This is a genomic window from Microbacterium sp. LWO12-1.2 (genome assembly GCF_040675875.1).
In the GTDB taxonomy this organism is placed as follows: Bacteria; Actinomycetota; Actinomycetes; order Actinomycetales; family Microbacteriaceae; genus Microbacterium.
The window spans coordinates 76,095-92,864 of sequence record NZ_JBEGII010000001.1 but is presented as its reverse complement, the minus strand read 5'-3'; the positions used below and the strand labels follow the sequence as shown (position 1 = coordinate 92,864).

The window sequence follows — 16,770 nt, the reverse complement described above, 5'->3', positions numbered from 1 at the left end:
ATTCACTCTTCCCCCACATGTAGGGGTCGGGATAGCGTGAGCCCGGAGGAGCTCCGCTCCCTCGACCGACAGAGAAAGGACGCCTCATGGCAGGCAAGTTCGAGCTGTACACCGACAAGTCCGGCGAGTACCGGTTCCGTCTGAAGGCAGGCAACGACGAGGTCATCGCCACGAGCGAGGGCTACTCCTCGAAGTCCGGCGCGTTGGACGGCATCGCATCCGTCCAGCGCAATGCCCCCGGTGCCGAGGTCGTCGAGGTCTGACTCAGACACCCCCACTTCGCAAAGAGACCCCCTGTTGCAGTGACTGCAACAGGGGGTCTCTTCGGTGTCAGGCGCTCTCTGCGACCGTGCAGATCAGAGCACGCGTGCGAGGAAGTCCTTCGTACGCGGATGCTGCGGGTTGCCCAGCACCTCACGCGGGTCGCCCTCTTCGACGATGTGTCCGCCGTCCATGAAGATCAGGCGCGACCCGACCTCACGAGCGAAGCCCATCTCGTGCGTCACGACGAGCATCGTCATGCCCTCATCGGCGAGCTTGCGCATCACCTGCAGCACCTCACCGACGAGTTCGGGGTCGAGCGCCGAGGTCGGCTCGTCGAACAGCATCATGTCGGGGTTCATGCAGAGCGCACGGGCGATCGCCACGCGCTGCTGCTGCCCGCCGGACAGGTGGCCGGGGAACGCATCCGCCTTCTCCGACAGTCCGACACGGGCGAGCATCTCCTTCGCGACCTTCTCGGCCTCGACCTTGGAGCGCTTCTTGACGCGCTGCTGCGCGATCATGAGGTTGCCCATGACGTCGAGGTGCGGGAACAGGTTGAAGCTCTGGAACACCATGCCGATGCGGGTGCGCACACGGTCGATGTCGACGTCGGGGTCGGTGATGTCGATCCCCTCGATCAGCACCTTGCCCCCGGTCGGCACCTCGAGCAGGTTGACCGAACGCAGCAGCGTCGACTTGCCAGAACCCGAGGGGCCGATCACGCAGACCACTTCGCCGGCGGTGACGGTGAGGTCGATGCCCTTGAGCACCTCGTTGTCACCGAACGACTTCACGAGCCCCTGCAGGTCGATCGCCGGGGCGTGCACATCAATCAGGTCGGTGATCATCGCTGCTTCGCCATCCGTCGTTCGAGCCACGCACTGAAGCGCGTGAGCGGGATCGTCACGATCAGGTACAGGACCGCCGCCAGGATCAGCGGGGTCGCGTTCGAGTTCTGCGTCGACGCGTCACGAGCGAAGTTCGTGAGCTCCTTCGACCAGATGAACGTGCCGGCGATGAAGAGCAGCGAGGTGTCCTTCAGCAGCAGTACGAACTCGTTCGTGAGCGGAGGGATGATGATGCGGAATCCCTGCGGCACGATGATCCAGAACGTGGTCTTCATCGGCGACATGCCGAGCGAACGGGCCGCCTCGGTCTGTCCCTTCGGAACCGCCTGGATGCCGGCGCGGATCGTCTCGGCCATGTATGCCGAGGCGACGAGCACGAGACCGACGAGTCCCAGCACGACCGGACCACCGAGATCCTTGCCCGGAATGCCGGAGGCGATCGGCAGGATGAACGCCACGGCGAAGATCGTGAGGATCGCGGGAAGTCCGCGGAACAACTCGATCCAGGCCGTGGCGATCCAGCGGAACGGTCCGATGCTCGACAGCTTCAGCAGTGCCAGCACGATACCGAGCAGCAGACCCGCGATGAACGCCACCGCGGTGAACCACAGGGTGTTCACGAGCGCCGTCGTGATGATCCCCGGGAACATCTTGATCGCGATCTCGGGGTTGAAGAACAGCGGTCCGATCTTCGCCCAGTCGGTGCCGACGATCGCCCAGACGACGATCGCGATCAGCACCGCATAGACGATGTACCGGTACAGCTTGCTCTTGGTGGTGCGCCTCAACGCCATTGTCAAGGTCCTCCCGACCTACCGTGCCTGCCGATTACTTCGCGGTGAAGTAGTTGTCGTAGATCGTCTGGTAGTCGCCGCTGTCACGCAGCTCCTGCAGCGCTCCGTTGACCGCGTCGAGCAGCGCATCCTTCTCACCCTTCGCGAAGGCGAAGCCGTAGGACTCGTCGGTGTTGTAGGTCTCGACGATCTTGTAGGCGGAATCGGCCTTCTCGTGCTCGAGGTTGACCGGCTGGTCCTGCAGGATCGCGTCGATCTGACCGGCCTGCATCGCCGGCCACAGCTCGCCGTCGGAGGGGTACTGCACGAGCTCGGCGCCCGTGGCGTTCTCACCGGCGTAGGTCTCGCCCGTGGTGCCCTGCTGCACGCCCACGTTCTTCCCGGAGAGGTCGTCGATCGACTCGATGCCCGAGTCGGTGCGGACCAGCAGCGACTGGAGCGAGTCGTAGTACGGGTCGGAGAAGTCGATGTTCGCCTTGCGCTCGTCGGTGATGGTCATCGCCGAGGCTCCGACGTCGCAGGTCCCGGCGGCGAGGGTCGTGCCGGACTGCAGTGCGTCGAAGCCGACGTCCTGCACGGCGAGCTTGAGGTCGAGCTTCTTGGCGATCGCGTCGAGCAGATCGATGTCGAAGCCGGTGTAGCCGGTGCCGTTGTCGCCGCCCTCGAACTCGAACGGTGCGTAGGGGATGTCGGAGCAGACCGTGAGCGTGCCGGCCTCGACCAGACCGTATTCCTCGCCCGCTGCCGGTTCTTCGGAACCGGTGCCCGAGCCGGAACCCGCGTTGGTCGCGCAACCGGTGAGGACGAGAGTGGCGGTCGCCGCGAGCGCGAGCCCGGCGAAGATGGTGCGACGCTGCATGACAGCTCCTATGAGACGAGGGCTGAGACGCCCACGGACGGGTTAGGAGTTCATCTAAACACGCTGCTCGACGCGGCCACCAACGAGATCGACCCTTAGCGGATCACGTTTGTGTTGCAAGTGTGACGAAAAGTGACGTTCGCCGGAGTCAGATATCGAAGTCGACGGCGACCCGCGAAGCGACGACCGTGCGGATGTACGCGGCGGCTTCCTCATGCGCAGGATGCACCTGGTACTCCTCGAGGGCGACGATGCTCTCGAAGTCGGCGACGAGCGTGACATCGGCATTCGTCTCCGGGTAGGCGCTGTTCGCACCGGCCGAGATCGAGAGCAGCTGGGGCACCACGCCGTAGAGCGCGTTCAGACGCCGGGCGACCTCCTCGGCCTGCGCACGACGCTCCGCCGCATCCTCCGCGGCGAGCTTCCAGATCACGACATGGCGAACGGTCATCTCGACTCCTCCTGCGGGGTCAGCACGCCGCCTCGCACGGCTTCTTCCAGTGCGTGACGCAGCCGGTCGGGCGAGACCCGCCAGTGCGCATGCAATTCTCCATCGATCAGCACGACCGGGATTTTCTCCCACCACAACTCGTAGAGAGCCGGGTCGTCGTGGATGGACGCCTCGACGATCTCGATGCTCTCGGCCGCGGCATCCGGAAGCTCGGCGACGACCGCGTCGATCACTTCGGAGGCCACATCGCAGAGGTGGCAGTCCGGCTTGCCGATGAGCGTGAGCGTCGTCACGCCGACGGCACCTCCACCGCGCGCCCCTGAGCGATCCACTCGCCGGTTCCGCCTTCGACGTTCGTGGCGTCGTAGCCGCGCGCCTCGAGCGCCTCGACCACACGTGCAGAGCGCCCGCCGGCCTGGCAGATCACATCGAAGGCCTCGCTGGGGAGCTCCTCCAGGCGGTTTCCGATCACCGACATGGGGATGTTGACGGCGCCGGGCACATGGCCGGCGGCGAACTCATCGGTCTCGCGCACGTCGATGAGCGGCGTGCCGGAGCGCTCGGCGAGTTCGGTGACGGTGATCGACTTCATGACGTCCTCACGATGTTGCGGATGCTCACGCGGCGCAGAGACACAAAGCGCCCGTCCGAAGACAGGCGCTCGTGTCTGGCCGCTTACTTCTTGTTGCGACGCTGGTGGCGAGTCTTGCGAAGCAGCTTGCGGTGCTTCTTCTTCGCCATGCGCTTGCGGCGCTTCTTGATGACAGAACCCACGGAAACCTCACTAAGTCAGTGGCTGGGTGTCGCACGGTGACGGACACCCGGGTACGGGCACGGAAAAAATGCCTCGGGTCAGTCTAGCAAACCGCAGGACCCCGACCGTCACGGGCGGGGATCACGGCCTGCGAGACGTCAGCCGACGTCGGCGATCGGGCGCTGCAGAGCGTCCGCGACGGCCGATTCGGGCACGCGATAGCTGCGGCCGAATCGGATGGCGGGCAGTTCGCCGGCGTGCACGAGTCGATAGACGGTCATCTTCGACACGCGCATGATGTCGGCGACCTCGGCCACCGTCAGGAACCGGACGTCAGGTACTTCGGGCATCCCACGTACCCCTTTCTCGATGAGCACACTCTATGGGGTAGCTGGGACGCATGTAAACCCGTGTGGCCCTTGTGATCAGTGGGAACCGGGGACCGTCGCGAACGCCCGCACCGGAAAGGTCCCGAAGCCGCGCACGGCCGGAGGCCGGGGTAGGTCACCCGCCCCGCTTCGATCGGATGACGAGCGCCAGCCCGAGGTGCGCAACCAGCAGCGCACCGATCACGTCCGACGTCACGTCGCGCCGGGGGCAGATCGAGCCGGAAGCCCTCGCCAGTGAGGCCACCGCCGCTGGCGAAGGCGGTCGTGGCACCGGATCTCAGCGAAGACATAGACCTTCACCGAGATTCGCATAGCCTGCGCTGTCAGGCTGACAGCACGATCCCGGACGGCACTGCCGGGATCAGCGCGGGCTGGGGCCCGCGGCTCGCCCCTGATGACATGCCCCCCTGTCGTCGGGGGCGATGTGCGTCCGGCGTCAGGCTCCGAGACGCTTGAGCGCAGTGGCCACCACGTGCTTCGCGGATGCGGCCGCACGACCCACCGCTTCCGCCGCATGCGTGGCTCCACCGGGCAGCGGCACAACGGGGTACTCGATATCCGGCGCGTCGTCACCGTAGGCGTCGACCAGGAACGGCACGAGCCAGTCGTCCACGGCCTCGAGCGGTTCGACAGCGAGGCTGTAGAACCGGCGCTGGCCGTCTTCACGGACCGTGACGAGTTCGGCATCGCGCAGCACCTTCAGATGCTTCGAGACGGTCGGCTGGCTGATGCCGAGATCCGCGACGATGTGGCTCACGCTGGTCCCGGCGTCTCCTTCGGCGGTGCGTCGCAGCAGGAGCTGGAGGATGTCGCGCCTCGTACCGTCTGCAATCACGTCGAAGATGTCCGTCATGAGTTCAGGCTAGTCGCCCCCGGCACGGAGTACCATGACGAAGGCTCGGCGATCGGCGTCGTGCGACCGATGACCGCGGTCGAGCAGGACGAAGGGGGATGCGATGTCGGGCATGGTTTCGGCGTCGTCCCCGAAACAGCGCATCCGCGACGTCGGTTCCTGGTCGAAGCACATCATCACTTCGTCGCCCTCACGGTTCGCGATCGTCATCTTCGCGCTGCTCATCCTCGTCTTCACCGTGCTGCTGTCGCTGCCGATCGCCTCGGCCAGCGGAACCGTGACGCCTCTGAGCGACGCGCTGTTCACCGCCGTCTCCACCATCTGCGTCACGGGCCTCGCAACGGTCGACATGGCCAACCACTGGTCGCCCTTCGGCCATGTGCTCGTCTTCGTCGGCGTCAACATCGGCGGGCTGGGAGTGCTCACCCTCGCGTCGCTGATGGGCATGGTCATCTCCAAGCGGCTCGGGCTACGGGCCAAGTTGATGGCGGCCGGCGATACGAACCCTCTGCGCGCGCACGGTGGAGTGGTCAACGAGAGCCAGACCGTTCGCCTCGGCGAGGTCGGCCAACTGCTGCGCACGGTGGCGCTGTCGTCCCTCTTCATCGAGGGTGCACTCGCGATCCTCCTGTATCCGTCGCTGGTGATGGCGAAGGTCGACCCGATCGCCGCGCTGTGGGAAGCACCGTACTTCGCCGCCATGGCCTTCACGAACACCGGCTTCGCCCCCAACGACGGCGGCGTCGCGGTGTTCGCCGACGATTACCTCGTGCTGTCGCTGCTGATGGTCGGCGTGTTCTTGGGGAGCATCGGATTCCCCGTCATCTATACGCTGGCCAAGCATGTCTGGCATGTGAAGCGCTGGTCGCTGCACACCAAGCTCACACTCGTCACGACCGTGCTGCTGTTCGTCCTCGGTGCTGCCGTCTTCCTGGTCCTGGAGTACGCCAACCCCAAGACGTTCGGATCGATGGACGCTGCCGACACCACCTTCCAGGCGTTCTTCCTGTCGGCGATGACTCGCTCCGGCGGCTTCAACGTGATCGACATCGCCGACCTCAACGGCTCGTCCCTGGTCGCCGCGAGCATGCTCATGTTCGTCGGCGGTGGTTCGGCGTCGACCGCCGGCGGCATCAAGGTCACCACACTCGCAGTGCTGGCGATCGCCGTGTGGTCGGAGGCCAAGGGCCGCCAGTCGGTCGAGGTGTTCGGTCGACGCATCCCCAGCGACGTGCAAAGGGTCGGGCTGAGCGTCGTCGCGTGGGGAGCGACGATCGTTGCGCTCTCGACCATCACGATCGCCCAGATCACGAAAGCCGACATCAGCCATGTGCTGTTCGACGTGATCTCCGCGTTCGGCACCGTCGGCCTGTCGACCGGGCTCACCGCCGAGCTCCCCGACTCCGGTTCGTACGTCCTCGCGGCCACCATCTTCATGGGCCGCGTTGGTACAGTGACACTCGCCGCGGCAGTCGCCGCGACATCGCGATCGCAGTATTACTCGCTGCCCGTGGAAAGGCCGATCGTTGGTTGAAGTGCTCAGGGGCGACGCTCCCGTACTCGTCATCGGCCTCGGACGCTTCGGCGCCGCGTGCGCCGGAGAGCTCGATCGACTCGACCGCGAGGTTCTCGCGATCGACGGGAACCTCGAGCTGGTCCAGAAGTGGTCGGACCGCGTCACCCACACGGTGCAGGCGGATGCGAAGAACATCGACGCGCTGCGACAGATCGGCGCCCAGGACTTCCAGGTCGCGGTCGTGGCCGTCGGCTCCTCGATCGAGGCCTCGGTGCTGATCACCGCGAACCTCGTCGACCTGAAGGTGCCGCAGATCTGGGCCAAGGCGGTGTCGCAGTCGCACGGAAAGATCCTCGCCCGCGTCGGCGCGAACCATGTGATCTACCCGGAGCGGGAAGCCGGCGAGCGCGTCGCCCACCTCGTGAGCGGACGGATGCTCGACTTCATCCGCTTCGACGACGACTTCGTCCTCGCCAAGATGTACCCGCCGAAGTTCATCCGCGGCGTCGGACTGAACGAGTCCGGCGTGCGCTCGAAGTACAAGGTCACCGTGGTCGGCGTGAAGAGTCCTGGGAAGCCGTTCCGCTACGCCGAGGCGAACACGATCGTCACGAACCACGACCTCATCATCGTGTCCGGCACGAACAGCGACATCGAGCGGTTCGCGGCGCTCGATCGCTGATCGCTCGCGCCTGATCAGGCGTCGATGTCGAGCGTGACCTGCACCACGTCATCCACGCCGATGCTCTCGCGATCCTGCAGAGCCTTCTTGATCGGCACGATGTAGCCGCCATCCTTGGGCCACAACGCCGTCGTCACACTCGTGCCGCCGATCGTGACGCTCGCCGGGATCATGCCCCAGCCGTACGTCACGACCGCCGCGACGTCATGGATCATCTCGCTCTCGGCAGGCGGCACCGTCACGAAGTGGTAGGGCGCGGGACCGCGCCAGAACCAGATCTCACCGACGATGTGCAGCCGCATACGTCAGGCTCCGGCGGCGAGTTCCTTGGCGCGTGCGAGAGCCGCGGCCGCGGCGTCCGCGAACGTGCGGTCGAGATGTGCGGCCTGGAGGACCGCGACCGCCCGCTCGGTCGTGCCCTTCGGGCTGGTCACCCGACGGCGGAGTTCGGCCGGCTCCTCCCCCGAGGCGTCGAGCAGAGCCGTCGCACCGATGAATGTCTGCTCGACCATGAGGCGGGCATCCGCCTCGGCGAAGCCCATCCCGATCGCGGCGCGGGTGAACTCTTCGATCAGCAGGTAGACGTAGGCGGGTCCTGAGCCGGAGATCGTCGACAGTGCGTCGATCTGCGACTCCGGCACTTCGACGACGGCCCCGACGGTCTCGAACAGTCGACGGACGAGCGCGAGATCATCCGCGGTCGCCGCAGGCCCTGCGGCCAGTCCCGTCACGCCCTTGCGCACGGTGGCCGGGGTGTTCGGCATCGACCGGATGACGCGGGCGTCGGCGCCGAGGTTGTCGGCGAAAGTCTGCAGCGTGACGCCGGCCGCGAGGCTGACCACGATGGCGTCAGGAGCGAGACGCGGCGCGATCTCCTGCAGCAGATCAGGCACCATGGCCGGCTTCACACCGACCAGGATGATGCGTGCCCCGGCGGCGGCATCCGCACTGCCCGAGGGCTGCGACTCGAGGGCGATGCTGGTGACTCCGTCGAGGTCGGCGAACGCCTCTGCTTTTGCGGTCGTGCGGTTGGTCGCCGTGATCCCACCATCGATCGCGATGCCGGAGGCGACGACGCCACGAAGGATCGCTCCTCCCATCGAACCGGCACCGAGGAACGCGAGAGCGGGGAGGGATTCAGCCATGTCGTCATCCTACGGCGGGCTCCCCGACATCCGGAGGCGGGCGGTTCTAGACTCGGATCATGAGTGCATCCGGAGGCAACAAAGCCATCGTCGCGGCGTTCCTGGCGAACCTGGGCATCGCGCTCGCGAAGTTCGTCGCCTGGGCCCTCTCCGGCTCGGCGTCGATGCTCGCCGAGGCGATCCACTCCGTGGCCGACTCCGGCAATCAGCTGCTGCTGATGCTCGGCGGACGCAAGGCGAGACGCGAAGCCGATCGCTCGCACCCTTTCGGCTACGGACGCGAGCGGTACGTCTACGCGTTCGTGGTGTCGATCATCCTGTTCTCGGTCGGTGGCCTGTTCGCGATCTATGAGGGCATCGACAAGCTGCGCGAGCCGCACGCACTCGACCCGAACTGGTGGTGGCTGCCGATCGTCGTGCTCGTGATCGCGATCGGCCTGGAGTCGTTCTCCCTCCGCACTGCGGTCAAGGAGAGCAACCTCGTGCGCGAGAAGGGGCAGTCGTGGGTGTCGTTCATCCGCCGCGCCAAGGCTCCTGAGCTGCCGGTGGTTCTGCTCGAGGATGCCGGCGCCCTGACAGGCCTCACCTTCGCCCTGCTCGGCGTCGGACTGACCGTGATCACCGGCAACTCGGTGTTCGACGCGATCGGCACCCTGATGATCGGTCTCCTGCTCGTGCTGATCGCGATCGTCCTCGGCGTCGAGACCAAGAGCCTGCTCGTCGGTGAAGGAGCGACCTCCGCCGACCACGACAAGATCGTCGACGCGATCAACGGCGGCCCGGAGGTCGAGAAGCTGATCCACATGAAGACGCTCTACCTCGGACCCGACGAGCTGCTCGTCGCGGCGAAGGTCGCCCTCACCTCCGACAAGACGGTGCGCGAAGCGGCGGATGACATCGACGCGATCGAGGCGCGAATCCGCGAGGTGGTGCCGGTCGCGCGAGTCGTCTACATCGAGCCCGACGTGTACCGTCCGGCGATCGACCCGGAGCCGTCGACCGACGTCTTCGTGCTCAAGTCCTCGGACTGAGCGGGCCATCTCCCGCGCAGATATATCGGCCTTGTGCACGTTCCGCGGATGATCCGCGCGATCTGATCCGCAGAACCTGCGAGGCACCGCCGAAGTTGGCGCGCATCGGCCGTCAAGGTCAGCGGCGCGCGGAGAAGAAGTCACGCAGCAGCACGGTTGCGGCATCGGCCTCGATCCCACCCACGACCTCGGCACGGTACGGCAGTCGCCGATCGCGCAGCACGTCGTACATGGAGCCTGCCGCACCGGCCTTGTCGTCCCATGCGCCGAACACGACGCGTCCGATGCGCGCCTGCAGGATGGCGCCGGCGCACATGATGCAGGGCTCGAGCGTGACCACCAGCGTGTGGCCCTCGAGATTCCAGGAGCCGACGGATGCCGCTGCGCTTCGCAGCGCCTCGATCTCAGCGTGACCCGTGGGGTCGTGCGTGGCCTCGCGCGTGTTGCGCCCTTCAGCGATGATGTCACCGGCTGGGTCGAGGACGACCGCCCCCACGGGGATCTCGGATGCCGCGGCCGCCTCCGCTGCGAGCTCGAGTGCTCGACGCATCGCGGGAACGTCTGCAGCGGTCATGCGTCGAGCCTACGACAGTGACGCGCGAGGGCCGCAGAGCGGATGTCGTGCCGAGCCCCGCCGCCGACTACCCTGTATCCATGCGTGTTCACGTCGCCGACCACCCTCTCATCACCCACAAGCTCTCGGTGTTGCGCGATGTGCGCACCCCTTCGCCGGTGTTCCGACAGCTGACGGAAGAGCTGGTGACGCTGCTCGCGTACGAGGCGACCCGTTCGGTGAAGGTCAGCCCGGTCGAGATCACCACCCCGGTCACGAAGACCATGGGTGTGAAGATCTCCGAGCCCCGACCGATCGTGGTCCCGATCCTGCGTGCCGGTCTCGGCATGCTCGAAGGGCTGGTGAAGCTGCTGCCGACCGCGGAGGTCGGATTCCTCGGCATGGTCCGTGACGAGGAGACCTTCGAGCCGACGACCTACGCCGAGCGCCTTCCGGATGACCTCAGCGACCGTCAGTGCTTCGCGATCGACCCGATGCTCGCCACGGGCGGTTCACTCGCCGCGGCGATCCAGTTCCTGTTCGACCGCGGCGCCAAGGATGTCACGGCGATCTGCCTGCTCGGCACTCCTGAGGGCGTCGCAGCGATCGAGGCCATGGCCGGGGACCGCGACGTCACACTCGTGCTGGGCGCGCTCGACGAGCGCCTGAACGAGAAGGGCTACATCGTGCCCGGACTGGGCGACGCCGGCGACCGTCTCTACGGCACGGTCTGAGCGTATGAGGCTTGACCGCCCACGCTGACTCCGCTCAGGCGACGATCAGTCGGTACGCCCGCTCGTCGCCGTAATACGTGAATCCGGTGCGCTCGAGAATCGGCGCCGAGGTCGAGACGCGCCCTTTCACCAAGGCGGTGGCCGCGCCGCGCTCCGCGCTCGCCCGCAGCCTCTCTGCCAGCACCGCGCGATAGGCCCCACGCCCACGCGCACGCTCCAGAGTCGCCGCGCCCCACAGACGTGTGAACCCGTCGACGATCGTGCACCCTCCAGTACTCACCGCTTCGGCGCCGAGACGACCCAGCACGCGGATTCCTTCACCGGCGGCCAGGCCGGAGAGCACCTCGGCGAGCTCGTCGGCCAACCCGGCGTCGTCGAGAGGCGATTGCTCCCAGACGGGCACGTTGATCGCGTCGACCTCGCGAACCTGGTCCAGGGTGCGCACGATCTCCGCGGTGGCACCCGGCGGCACCTCGACGACGAGCTGATCGATCGGCCGGGCGAACACGGCGACGGTGTCGAAGTGCTCTGCACCGCGCCTCTGCAGCTCCTCTTCGAGATCGGGCCGGTCGGACGCATTGGTCCAGAAGGTCAGCTGCGACTCACCCCAGTCCCGCGTGCGTGTGATCGCGTGATCGAGCACGGCGCGTGCGTCATCGGTCGAGTCGACCTGCGACGCCCGCACGCCTCCCCCGAACCGCGCGGGATAGCGCACCAGCTGGAGGGCGCTCTTCTCCTGCTCGCTGTCGCGCGGGAACCAGACCCATGCTGCAGAGGCGCGAAGAATGTCATCGGTGGAATGCACGCCTGCTCCTTCAGTCCGCCGCGCCGACGAGGCGCGCGAAAGCGCTGAGCCGTGCGACGCCCTCAGGAGTGAAGGGCAGATCGTCGAGCAGCGCCGGCGAATGGATCAGATAGGCGACGCACTGTGCGCGGGAGATCGCGACGTTGAGTCGATTCTGCAGCAGCAGGAACTCCGGCCCCCGGGGCGCATCCCTTCCGCTCGATGCGGCGAGCGACGTGATCGAGATGACCGCCTCCTTGCCCTGGAAATTGTCGACCGTGCCGACTGCGACGTCGGGGAATCCCGCCACGGCGAGGGCGTCGTGCACGAGCTGACGTTGGGCGTTGTAGGGGGCTACGACGATGATGTCGGCGGCGGCGAGCGGCCGCGTCGTGGCAGGTTCGTCGTTGTCGGTGAAGGCGCGGCCCACGAGGTCACGCACGATCGCGACGACTTCGGCCGCCTCCTCGGCTGATTGCGTGGCATTGCCTCGGTGACGCATCGGCACGATGTGAAGCCCCGGATCGATGCCCTCGACCGACCGCCGCTCCGTTCCCGGCGCCGAGGCGAGCTTGCCCGCGTACGCGAGCCGTGACACCGGAGCGGCCACGAAGGGGTGCATCCGCCACGACTTCGCCAGGAAGTATCCGTACTCGGGCCGGATGACCGCGTCGCCGTCCATCACCCACCCGAGCGCCGAGGTGTCGACCGGCTCCGGATGGACTCCCTGGCTCACCTGAGGGAGCTGCTGCGGATCGCCGAGCAGCAGGAGCCGCCGAGCACCTGCCGCGACGGCGATGGTCGAAGCGAGCGAGAACTGCCCCGCCTCATCGATCACGAGCAGATCGAGCCCACCGCGATCGACGCGCGAGGTGTTGCTGAAGTCCCAGGCCGTGCCGCCCACAACGGCGCCTTCGTTCTTGTGTTCCGCGAGGAACGCCGCCATTCCGCTCTTGGGGATCACCGTGTACGACGGATCTGCATCCGGATTCTTCGGTGCCTTCCCCACCTGTGCGGGAGCGACGCCGTGCGCGACGACACGATCCAGCAGCGTCTCGATGATCGCGTGCGACTGCGCGACCACCCCGACCTTGAAGCCGTGCTCGTTGACCAGTCGCGCGATCACCTGGGAACCGGTGAAGGTCTTGCCGGTTCCGGGAGGCCCCTGCACCGCGAGATAGCTGCGGTCGAGGTCGAGGACCCCGCGCACGATCGCGTCGATCGCGTCATCTCCTGCCGCGGGCAGCGCGGCCCCGGAAAGCGTCCGCGGCGGCAGCCGCCGCAGGATGTCGGTCGCGGCGTCCTCGGGGAACGCCGGCGCCGCCGCGTGCACGGAGTCGGCCCACTCGTCGATCGCGCCCTGCAGGGAGACGACTCGCGGTGGGGCCGCCGGCGTGAGGGCGAGAGGCAGCTCATCCCAGGTCTGACCCTGGATCGCGGTCTCGGTGATGAGATAGCCGTCGTCGAGCACGTCCGACACGGTCACCGTGTGGGGCACGTGCACCGCGCGCGACGGCACCTCGGTATCGAAGGGCGCGGGCACGGGGTACAGCGCGAACGGCTGGGCGCCTGCGCCGAGCGTGGTGCCGGGCGACACCTCACCTCTGACCTCGATCTCGCGCGACATCACCCGACGTCCCTCGGCCACGCTCCACTCCCGCCTGACGGTGGAAGTCGCGCGATCGATCCGCACCACATCGCGCGTGCCGTCCCACATCGTGACGGGTTCGCGGAGCCGCTGGAAGTGCGAGACCCAGAAGTTCTTCGCCTCGCGGGGGAAGTAGTCGATGGCGGCCGCCGCGATGCGGTGCACCTGCCCGTCCTCCCCTGCGGCGACGGCCCGCTCGGCGTCTGCGAGCAGTGCGACCGATCTTGGCGAGGGCTCGTAGATAACCTCGTCGGCCGCGTCGGGCGGTGCCGGATTCACGCCTTCGCGTCGCGCGATCTCGATCAGCCAGTTGCGCAGCGCCCGCGTCGACACGCAGTCGTACCGGTTGTAGTCGGCGAGATCCGCCAGCACGGCATCCGCTTCGCTCTGCTCACCGGCTGCGGCGAACTCGCGGGCTGCGACGTACTGAACGATCGAGTCGTCGCCCTTCTGCACGTCGCTGGTGCGGACGTCAGCGCCCATGTAGAGCGGCTCGAGCTTCTTGATCGAGTAGGAGCGGGATCCCACGCGGACCGTGCGGAGCACCAGAGGATACAGATCGACGAACACGCCTTCGCGCAGCAGCCGATCCACCTCGCTCTCCCGGACGCCGTGCCGTGCCGCCATCGCCACCAGGTGCGACGTCTCGTAGGGCGCGTAGTGGTAGATGTGCATGCCGGGGTGCGCCGCACGACGCGCGTTGACGAAGTCCAGGAACTTCTCGAACGCCTCACGCTCCTCGGCGAAGGTGTGCGCCCAGAGAGCGGAGTACTGATCGTCGTTGTCGACCCAGCCGAACAGGTAGTCGATGCCCCAATGCGCCTCGCCGTCGAGCGCGGGTTCGGTGTACAGCGGGTCGCCTTCGAAGTCGAAGAAGATGTCGCCCCTGCTCGGGACGGGCAGCGTGTGGATGGCGGCCGCGTAGTGCACGTCGTAGGTGGGCACACCCTCGGCATCGGCGCGCAACTGCACCCGCGCCTGTGCGCGCAGGTTCTCGAACGTGTCGACGTTCATCCCCTCGGGAGCATCGACCGCCGCCGCGAGCGCATCGATCGTCTCGATGCCCCCCGCACGAAGACGGGCGCGCTGCACCGGACGCATGCGCGCGACCATGAGCAGATCACGATGTGCGACGACCTGTTCCTCGCAGGTGGCGCACCGGCCGCACGCGACCACATCCAGATCGCCCCGTTCGTCGCCCCACGCGAGCGGTACCCCCGCGGCACCGTCCCCGATCCGCCGGTCCGCGATGAGCGCGCGCAACCGGGCCCTGCGCACGTGGAAGAGCGGGAGCAGGTCATCGACGGCGTGCGTGCTGAGGGTACCGTCACCGAGGATGAGGTCGACTTCATCGGAGCGCGGGATCCCCAGGCGGTCGAGCTGGTCGACATATGCCGCCAACTGCATGAGCGCGGTGACTCTGGCCTTGCGGGCGAGCTTGGAGTCCTGCACGCGCCAACGGCTCTGGTCGTCTCGGCGGAGGAAGTCCGCGAAACCGACGAACTCCTCGGTCGCGAACGCTGCCTGGAACACCACGAGTGCGTCCGAGCGCAGAGCGTCGACGGTCTCGGCCACGGCGGCGGCGAGCGCCTCGGCATCGACCGAGGACACCTTGTCGACCTGATGCACCTGTTCGTCGCCGAGGTCGGCGATGTACCGGGCGAGGACGTTGCGCTCGTGCACGTCTCCCAGGAGCGCGGCGCGGGCGAGCGTCGCATCTTCCGGCTCCACGACGGCGGGCACACGGCCCAGCTTCGCGTCGATCGCGCGGCACCATGCGAACTCGCACTCGGCTGCGGCCTTGAGGTCGCTCGCGCTCCAGATGACGCGCTGCGCCTGAGTGTCTATCCGCACGATGCTCCATTTCCTCGGATGCTTCGACACTAGCCGCGACATCCGACACCGGAGCGGCCTCGCTCGAGCAGCGCTCAGCGCGCAGGCGTGACGGCCTCACCCCACCCGAAGGGGAGCGGTGCGCTCAGCGCCACCAGGTGTCGTCAGGGGTCACCGGGAGGTGGCGCTTGTGCTGCGTGGCGAGGTACTTCGCCTCGATGCGGCCGGCGACGTCCGGGGCCACCTCACGCCCCTCGAGGAAGTCGTCGATCTGCTCATAGGTCAGGCCGAGCTCATCCTCGTCGGCACGGCCGGGCTGCCCGTCGAGCAGGTCGGCGGTCGGCACCTTGAACGCCAGACGATCCGGAGCGTCGAGCGACCGCAGCAGCGCGCGGCCTTGGCGCTTGCTGAGGCCGGAGAGCGGCAGGATGTCGGCGGCGCCGTCGCCGAACTTCGTGTAGAAACCGGTCACGGCCTCTGCCGCGTGATCGGTGCCGATCACCAGGAGGCCGTCGTGTCCCGCGAGCGCGTACTGCGTGACCATGCGCACCCGCGCCTTGATGTTGCCGCGGTTGAAGTCGCTGATGTCCGACGTCACGGCGAACTCGATATCCTCCTCGACCCCGTCGACGCCGTTCTGGATGTTCACCTCGACCGAGGCATCCGCGCCGATGAACTCGAGCGCCGCCTCGGCATCCGCTGCATCGTGCTGCACGCGGTAGGGAAGACGAACCGCGAGGAACTTCGCCTCGCCGCCCTCGGCGCGCACGCGCTCGACCGCGAGCTGGGCGAGACGGCCGGCCAGCGTGGAGTCCTGCCCGCCGGAGATCCCGAGCACGAAGCCCTTCGCGCCGGTCACGCGCAGATAGTCGACCAAGAACTGGACACGCCGCTGCACCTCGGCCTCGGGGTCGATCTCGGCCGAGACGCCGAGTGCTTCAGAGATCTGCTTCTGCAGGGACACGGGATCCTCCACTCTTCCTGAAATCAGTATCGCCCCTCCGTGTTACGTGAGGATGACATCGACACCGCACGACCAGGATGCCGGCGGTCGGACCTGACAGGATGGACGGGTGAAACTCCTCGTCGCCGCCATGGCCTCCGAACTCGAAGCATTCCCCGAGGAACTCGAAGGGTTCGATCAGCTCGTCACCGGCGAGGGCAAGCTCCAAGCCACCTACGCCCTCACGCGCGCTCTCGATGCGAAGCCGTACACCGAAGTCGTCGTGGTCGGCACCGCCGGTGGCATCGACCCGGAGCTGGATGCCACGGCTCATGAGATCGGCAGCGCTCTGCAGCACGACGTGTTCGACCTGGAGGGCGTCCCCGGACAGCACGTGTCGCTGCCTGCGCGCGTGTCGACGGGCCACGAGGGCGTACTGATCGCCACGGGCGACAGTTTCGTCGGAGACGCGGGCATCACCGCCGTGATCCGGCCGTCCGGCGCCGGTCTGGTCGACATGGAGACCTATGCCTACATCTGGGTCGCGAACCAGTTCGGCGTGCCGATCCGGGCGTTCCGCGCCATCTCCGACCGTGCGGAGGAGGGTGCGCTCGTCGACTTCCGTGCAGCGATCGCCCGCTGCAGCGTGCAGCTGCGCGAAGTCATCCGTCGCGAGTACGGCGTCTGAC

The 16,770-nt window shown here is 67.2% G+C and carries 21 protein-coding genes; 6 read left to right on the top strand and 15 right to left on the bottom strand.

The features are described 5' to 3' along the window. Positions 1-86 precede the first annotated feature (86 nt). Complete coding sequence (locus MRBLWO12_RS00490; RefSeq protein WP_363551707.1) at positions 87-263, top strand: YegP family protein; 177 nt, start codon at positions 87-89, stop codon at positions 261-263. Positions 264-356: 93 nt separating this feature from the next. On the opposite strand, the gene MRBLWO12_RS00485 is transcribed toward MRBLWO12_RS00490, so the two are convergent. From MRBLWO12_RS00485 to MRBLWO12_RS00445, 9 genes are all read right to left on the bottom strand, one after another. Further along, entirely contained in the window at positions 357-1,112 is a 756-nt protein-coding gene (locus MRBLWO12_RS00485) for an amino acid ABC transporter ATP-binding protein (RefSeq protein WP_363551706.1), read from the bottom strand. Continuing rightward, complete coding sequence (locus MRBLWO12_RS00480; RefSeq protein ID WP_363551705.1) at positions 1,109-1,906, bottom strand: amino acid ABC transporter permease; 798 nt, start codon at positions 1,904-1,906, stop codon at positions 1,109-1,111. Before MRBLWO12_RS00480 ends, MRBLWO12_RS00485 begins: the two co-directional genes overlap by 4 nt. Before the next feature lie 34 nt (positions 1,907-1,940). Then, the gene (locus MRBLWO12_RS00475; RefSeq protein ID WP_363551704.1) at positions 1,941-2,765 is read right to left on the bottom strand and encodes a basic amino acid ABC transporter substrate-binding protein; all 825 of its coding nucleotides are present in this window, start codon (positions 2,763-2,765) and stop codon (positions 1,941-1,943) included. Between the two features lie 148 nt (positions 2,766-2,913). Beyond that, the gene (locus MRBLWO12_RS00470; protein WP_363551703.1) at positions 2,914-3,216 is read right to left on the bottom strand and encodes a Dabb family protein; all 303 of its coding nucleotides are present in this window, start codon (positions 3,214-3,216) and stop codon (positions 2,914-2,916) included. Then, on the bottom strand, positions 3,213-3,509 hold the full coding sequence (locus MRBLWO12_RS00465) for a glutaredoxin family protein (RefSeq protein ID WP_363551702.1): 297 nt from the start codon (positions 3,507-3,509) through the stop codon (positions 3,213-3,215). The genes MRBLWO12_RS00470 and MRBLWO12_RS00465 overlap by 4 nt, the downstream gene beginning before the upstream one ends. Then, positions 3,506-3,808, bottom strand: a complete 303-nt coding sequence (locus MRBLWO12_RS00460; protein ID WP_363551701.1) for a rhodanese-like domain-containing protein — start codon at positions 3,806-3,808, stop codon at positions 3,506-3,508. The genes MRBLWO12_RS00465 and MRBLWO12_RS00460 overlap by 4 nt, the downstream gene beginning before the upstream one ends. An 83-nt stretch (positions 3,809-3,891) precedes the next feature. Continuing rightward, positions 3,892-3,990, bottom strand: a complete 99-nt coding sequence (locus tag MRBLWO12_RS00455; RefSeq protein WP_003792170.1) for a 30S ribosomal protein bS22 — start codon at positions 3,988-3,990, stop codon at positions 3,892-3,894. Positions 3,991-4,128: 138 nt separating this feature from the next. Then, positions 4,129-4,320 carry a helix-turn-helix domain-containing protein gene (locus tag MRBLWO12_RS00450; RefSeq protein ID WP_045279170.1) on the bottom strand — a complete coding sequence of 64 codons (192 nt, stop codon included), beginning with the start codon at positions 4,318-4,320 and terminating at the stop codon, positions 4,129-4,131. 475 nt (positions 4,321-4,795) lie between these two features. Continuing rightward, the gene (locus MRBLWO12_RS00445) at positions 4,796-5,212 is read right to left on the bottom strand and encodes an ArsR/SmtB family transcription factor (protein WP_363551700.1); all 417 of its coding nucleotides are present in this window, start codon (positions 5,210-5,212) and stop codon (positions 4,796-4,798) included. 103 nt (positions 5,213-5,315) lie between these two features. Between MRBLWO12_RS00445 and MRBLWO12_RS00440 the strand changes: the two genes are divergently transcribed. Both MRBLWO12_RS00440 and MRBLWO12_RS00435 read left to right on the top strand, forming a co-directional pair. Further along, entirely contained in the window at positions 5,316-6,746 is a 1,431-nt protein-coding gene (locus MRBLWO12_RS00440) for a TrkH family potassium uptake protein (protein WP_414685429.1), read from the top strand. Continuing rightward, entirely contained in the window at positions 6,739-7,410 is a 672-nt protein-coding gene (locus MRBLWO12_RS00435) for a potassium channel family protein (RefSeq protein WP_042538973.1), read from the top strand. The genes MRBLWO12_RS00440 and MRBLWO12_RS00435 overlap by 8 nt, the downstream gene beginning before the upstream one ends. 14 nt (positions 7,411-7,424) lie before the next feature. On the opposite strand, the gene MRBLWO12_RS00430 is transcribed toward MRBLWO12_RS00435, so the two are convergent. After that, on the bottom strand, positions 7,425-7,712 hold the full coding sequence (locus MRBLWO12_RS00430) for a DUF1905 domain-containing protein (RefSeq protein ID WP_363551699.1): 288 nt from the start codon (positions 7,710-7,712) through the stop codon (positions 7,425-7,427). 3 nt (positions 7,713-7,715) lie between these two features. Continuing rightward, the gene (gene proC, locus MRBLWO12_RS00425) at positions 7,716-8,555 is read right to left on the bottom strand and encodes a pyrroline-5-carboxylate reductase (RefSeq protein ID WP_363551698.1); all 840 of its coding nucleotides are present in this window, start codon (positions 8,553-8,555) and stop codon (positions 7,716-7,718) included. Positions 8,556-8,614: 59 nt separating this feature from the next. Here proC and MRBLWO12_RS00420 point away from each other — a divergent pair, with 59 nt between their 5' ends. After that, positions 8,615-9,586, top strand: a complete 972-nt coding sequence (locus tag MRBLWO12_RS00420) for a cation diffusion facilitator family transporter (RefSeq protein ID WP_363551697.1) — start codon at positions 8,615-8,617, stop codon at positions 9,584-9,586. 118 nt (positions 9,587-9,704) lie between these two features. Here the strand turns inward: MRBLWO12_RS00420 and MRBLWO12_RS00415 are convergent, their stop codons facing one another. Next, positions 9,705-10,160, bottom strand: coding sequence for a nucleoside deaminase (locus tag MRBLWO12_RS00415; protein ID WP_363551696.1), 456 nt, complete (start codon positions 10,158-10,160; stop codon positions 9,705-9,707). Between the two features lie 80 nt (positions 10,161-10,240). On the opposite strand from MRBLWO12_RS00415, the gene upp reads away from it, so the two are divergent. Next, positions 10,241-10,873: a uracil phosphoribosyltransferase gene (upp, locus tag MRBLWO12_RS00410; protein WP_105721629.1), complete on the top strand. Its 633-nt coding sequence runs from the start codon at positions 10,241-10,243 to the stop codon at positions 10,871-10,873. A 34-nt stretch (positions 10,874-10,907) separates the two neighbouring features. Here upp and MRBLWO12_RS00405 read toward each other — a convergent pair whose 3' ends face one another. From MRBLWO12_RS00405 to nadE, 3 genes are all read right to left on the bottom strand, one after another. Continuing rightward, positions 10,908-11,678, bottom strand: a complete 771-nt coding sequence (locus tag MRBLWO12_RS00405) for a GNAT family N-acetyltransferase (RefSeq protein WP_363551695.1) — start codon at positions 11,676-11,678, stop codon at positions 10,908-10,910. A gap of 10 nt (positions 11,679-11,688) precedes the next feature. After that, positions 11,689-15,159 carry a TM0106 family RecB-like putative nuclease gene (locus MRBLWO12_RS00400; protein ID WP_363551694.1) on the bottom strand — a complete coding sequence of 1,157 codons (3,471 nt, stop codon included), beginning with the start codon at positions 15,157-15,159 and terminating at the stop codon, positions 11,689-11,691. Positions 15,160-15,283: 124 nt separating this feature from the next. Continuing rightward, positions 15,284-16,102 carry an ammonia-dependent NAD(+) synthetase gene (gene nadE, locus MRBLWO12_RS00395; RefSeq protein ID WP_363551693.1) on the bottom strand — a complete coding sequence of 273 codons (819 nt, stop codon included), beginning with the start codon at positions 16,100-16,102 and terminating at the stop codon, positions 15,284-15,286. 109 nt (positions 16,103-16,211) lie between these two features. On the opposite strand from nadE, the gene MRBLWO12_RS00390 reads away from it, so the two are divergent. After that, positions 16,212-16,769 carry a nucleoside phosphorylase gene (locus MRBLWO12_RS00390; protein ID WP_363551692.1) on the top strand — a complete coding sequence of 186 codons (558 nt, stop codon included), beginning with the start codon at positions 16,212-16,214 and terminating at the stop codon, positions 16,767-16,769. The last annotated feature ends 1 nt before the right edge of the window (position 16,770 follow it).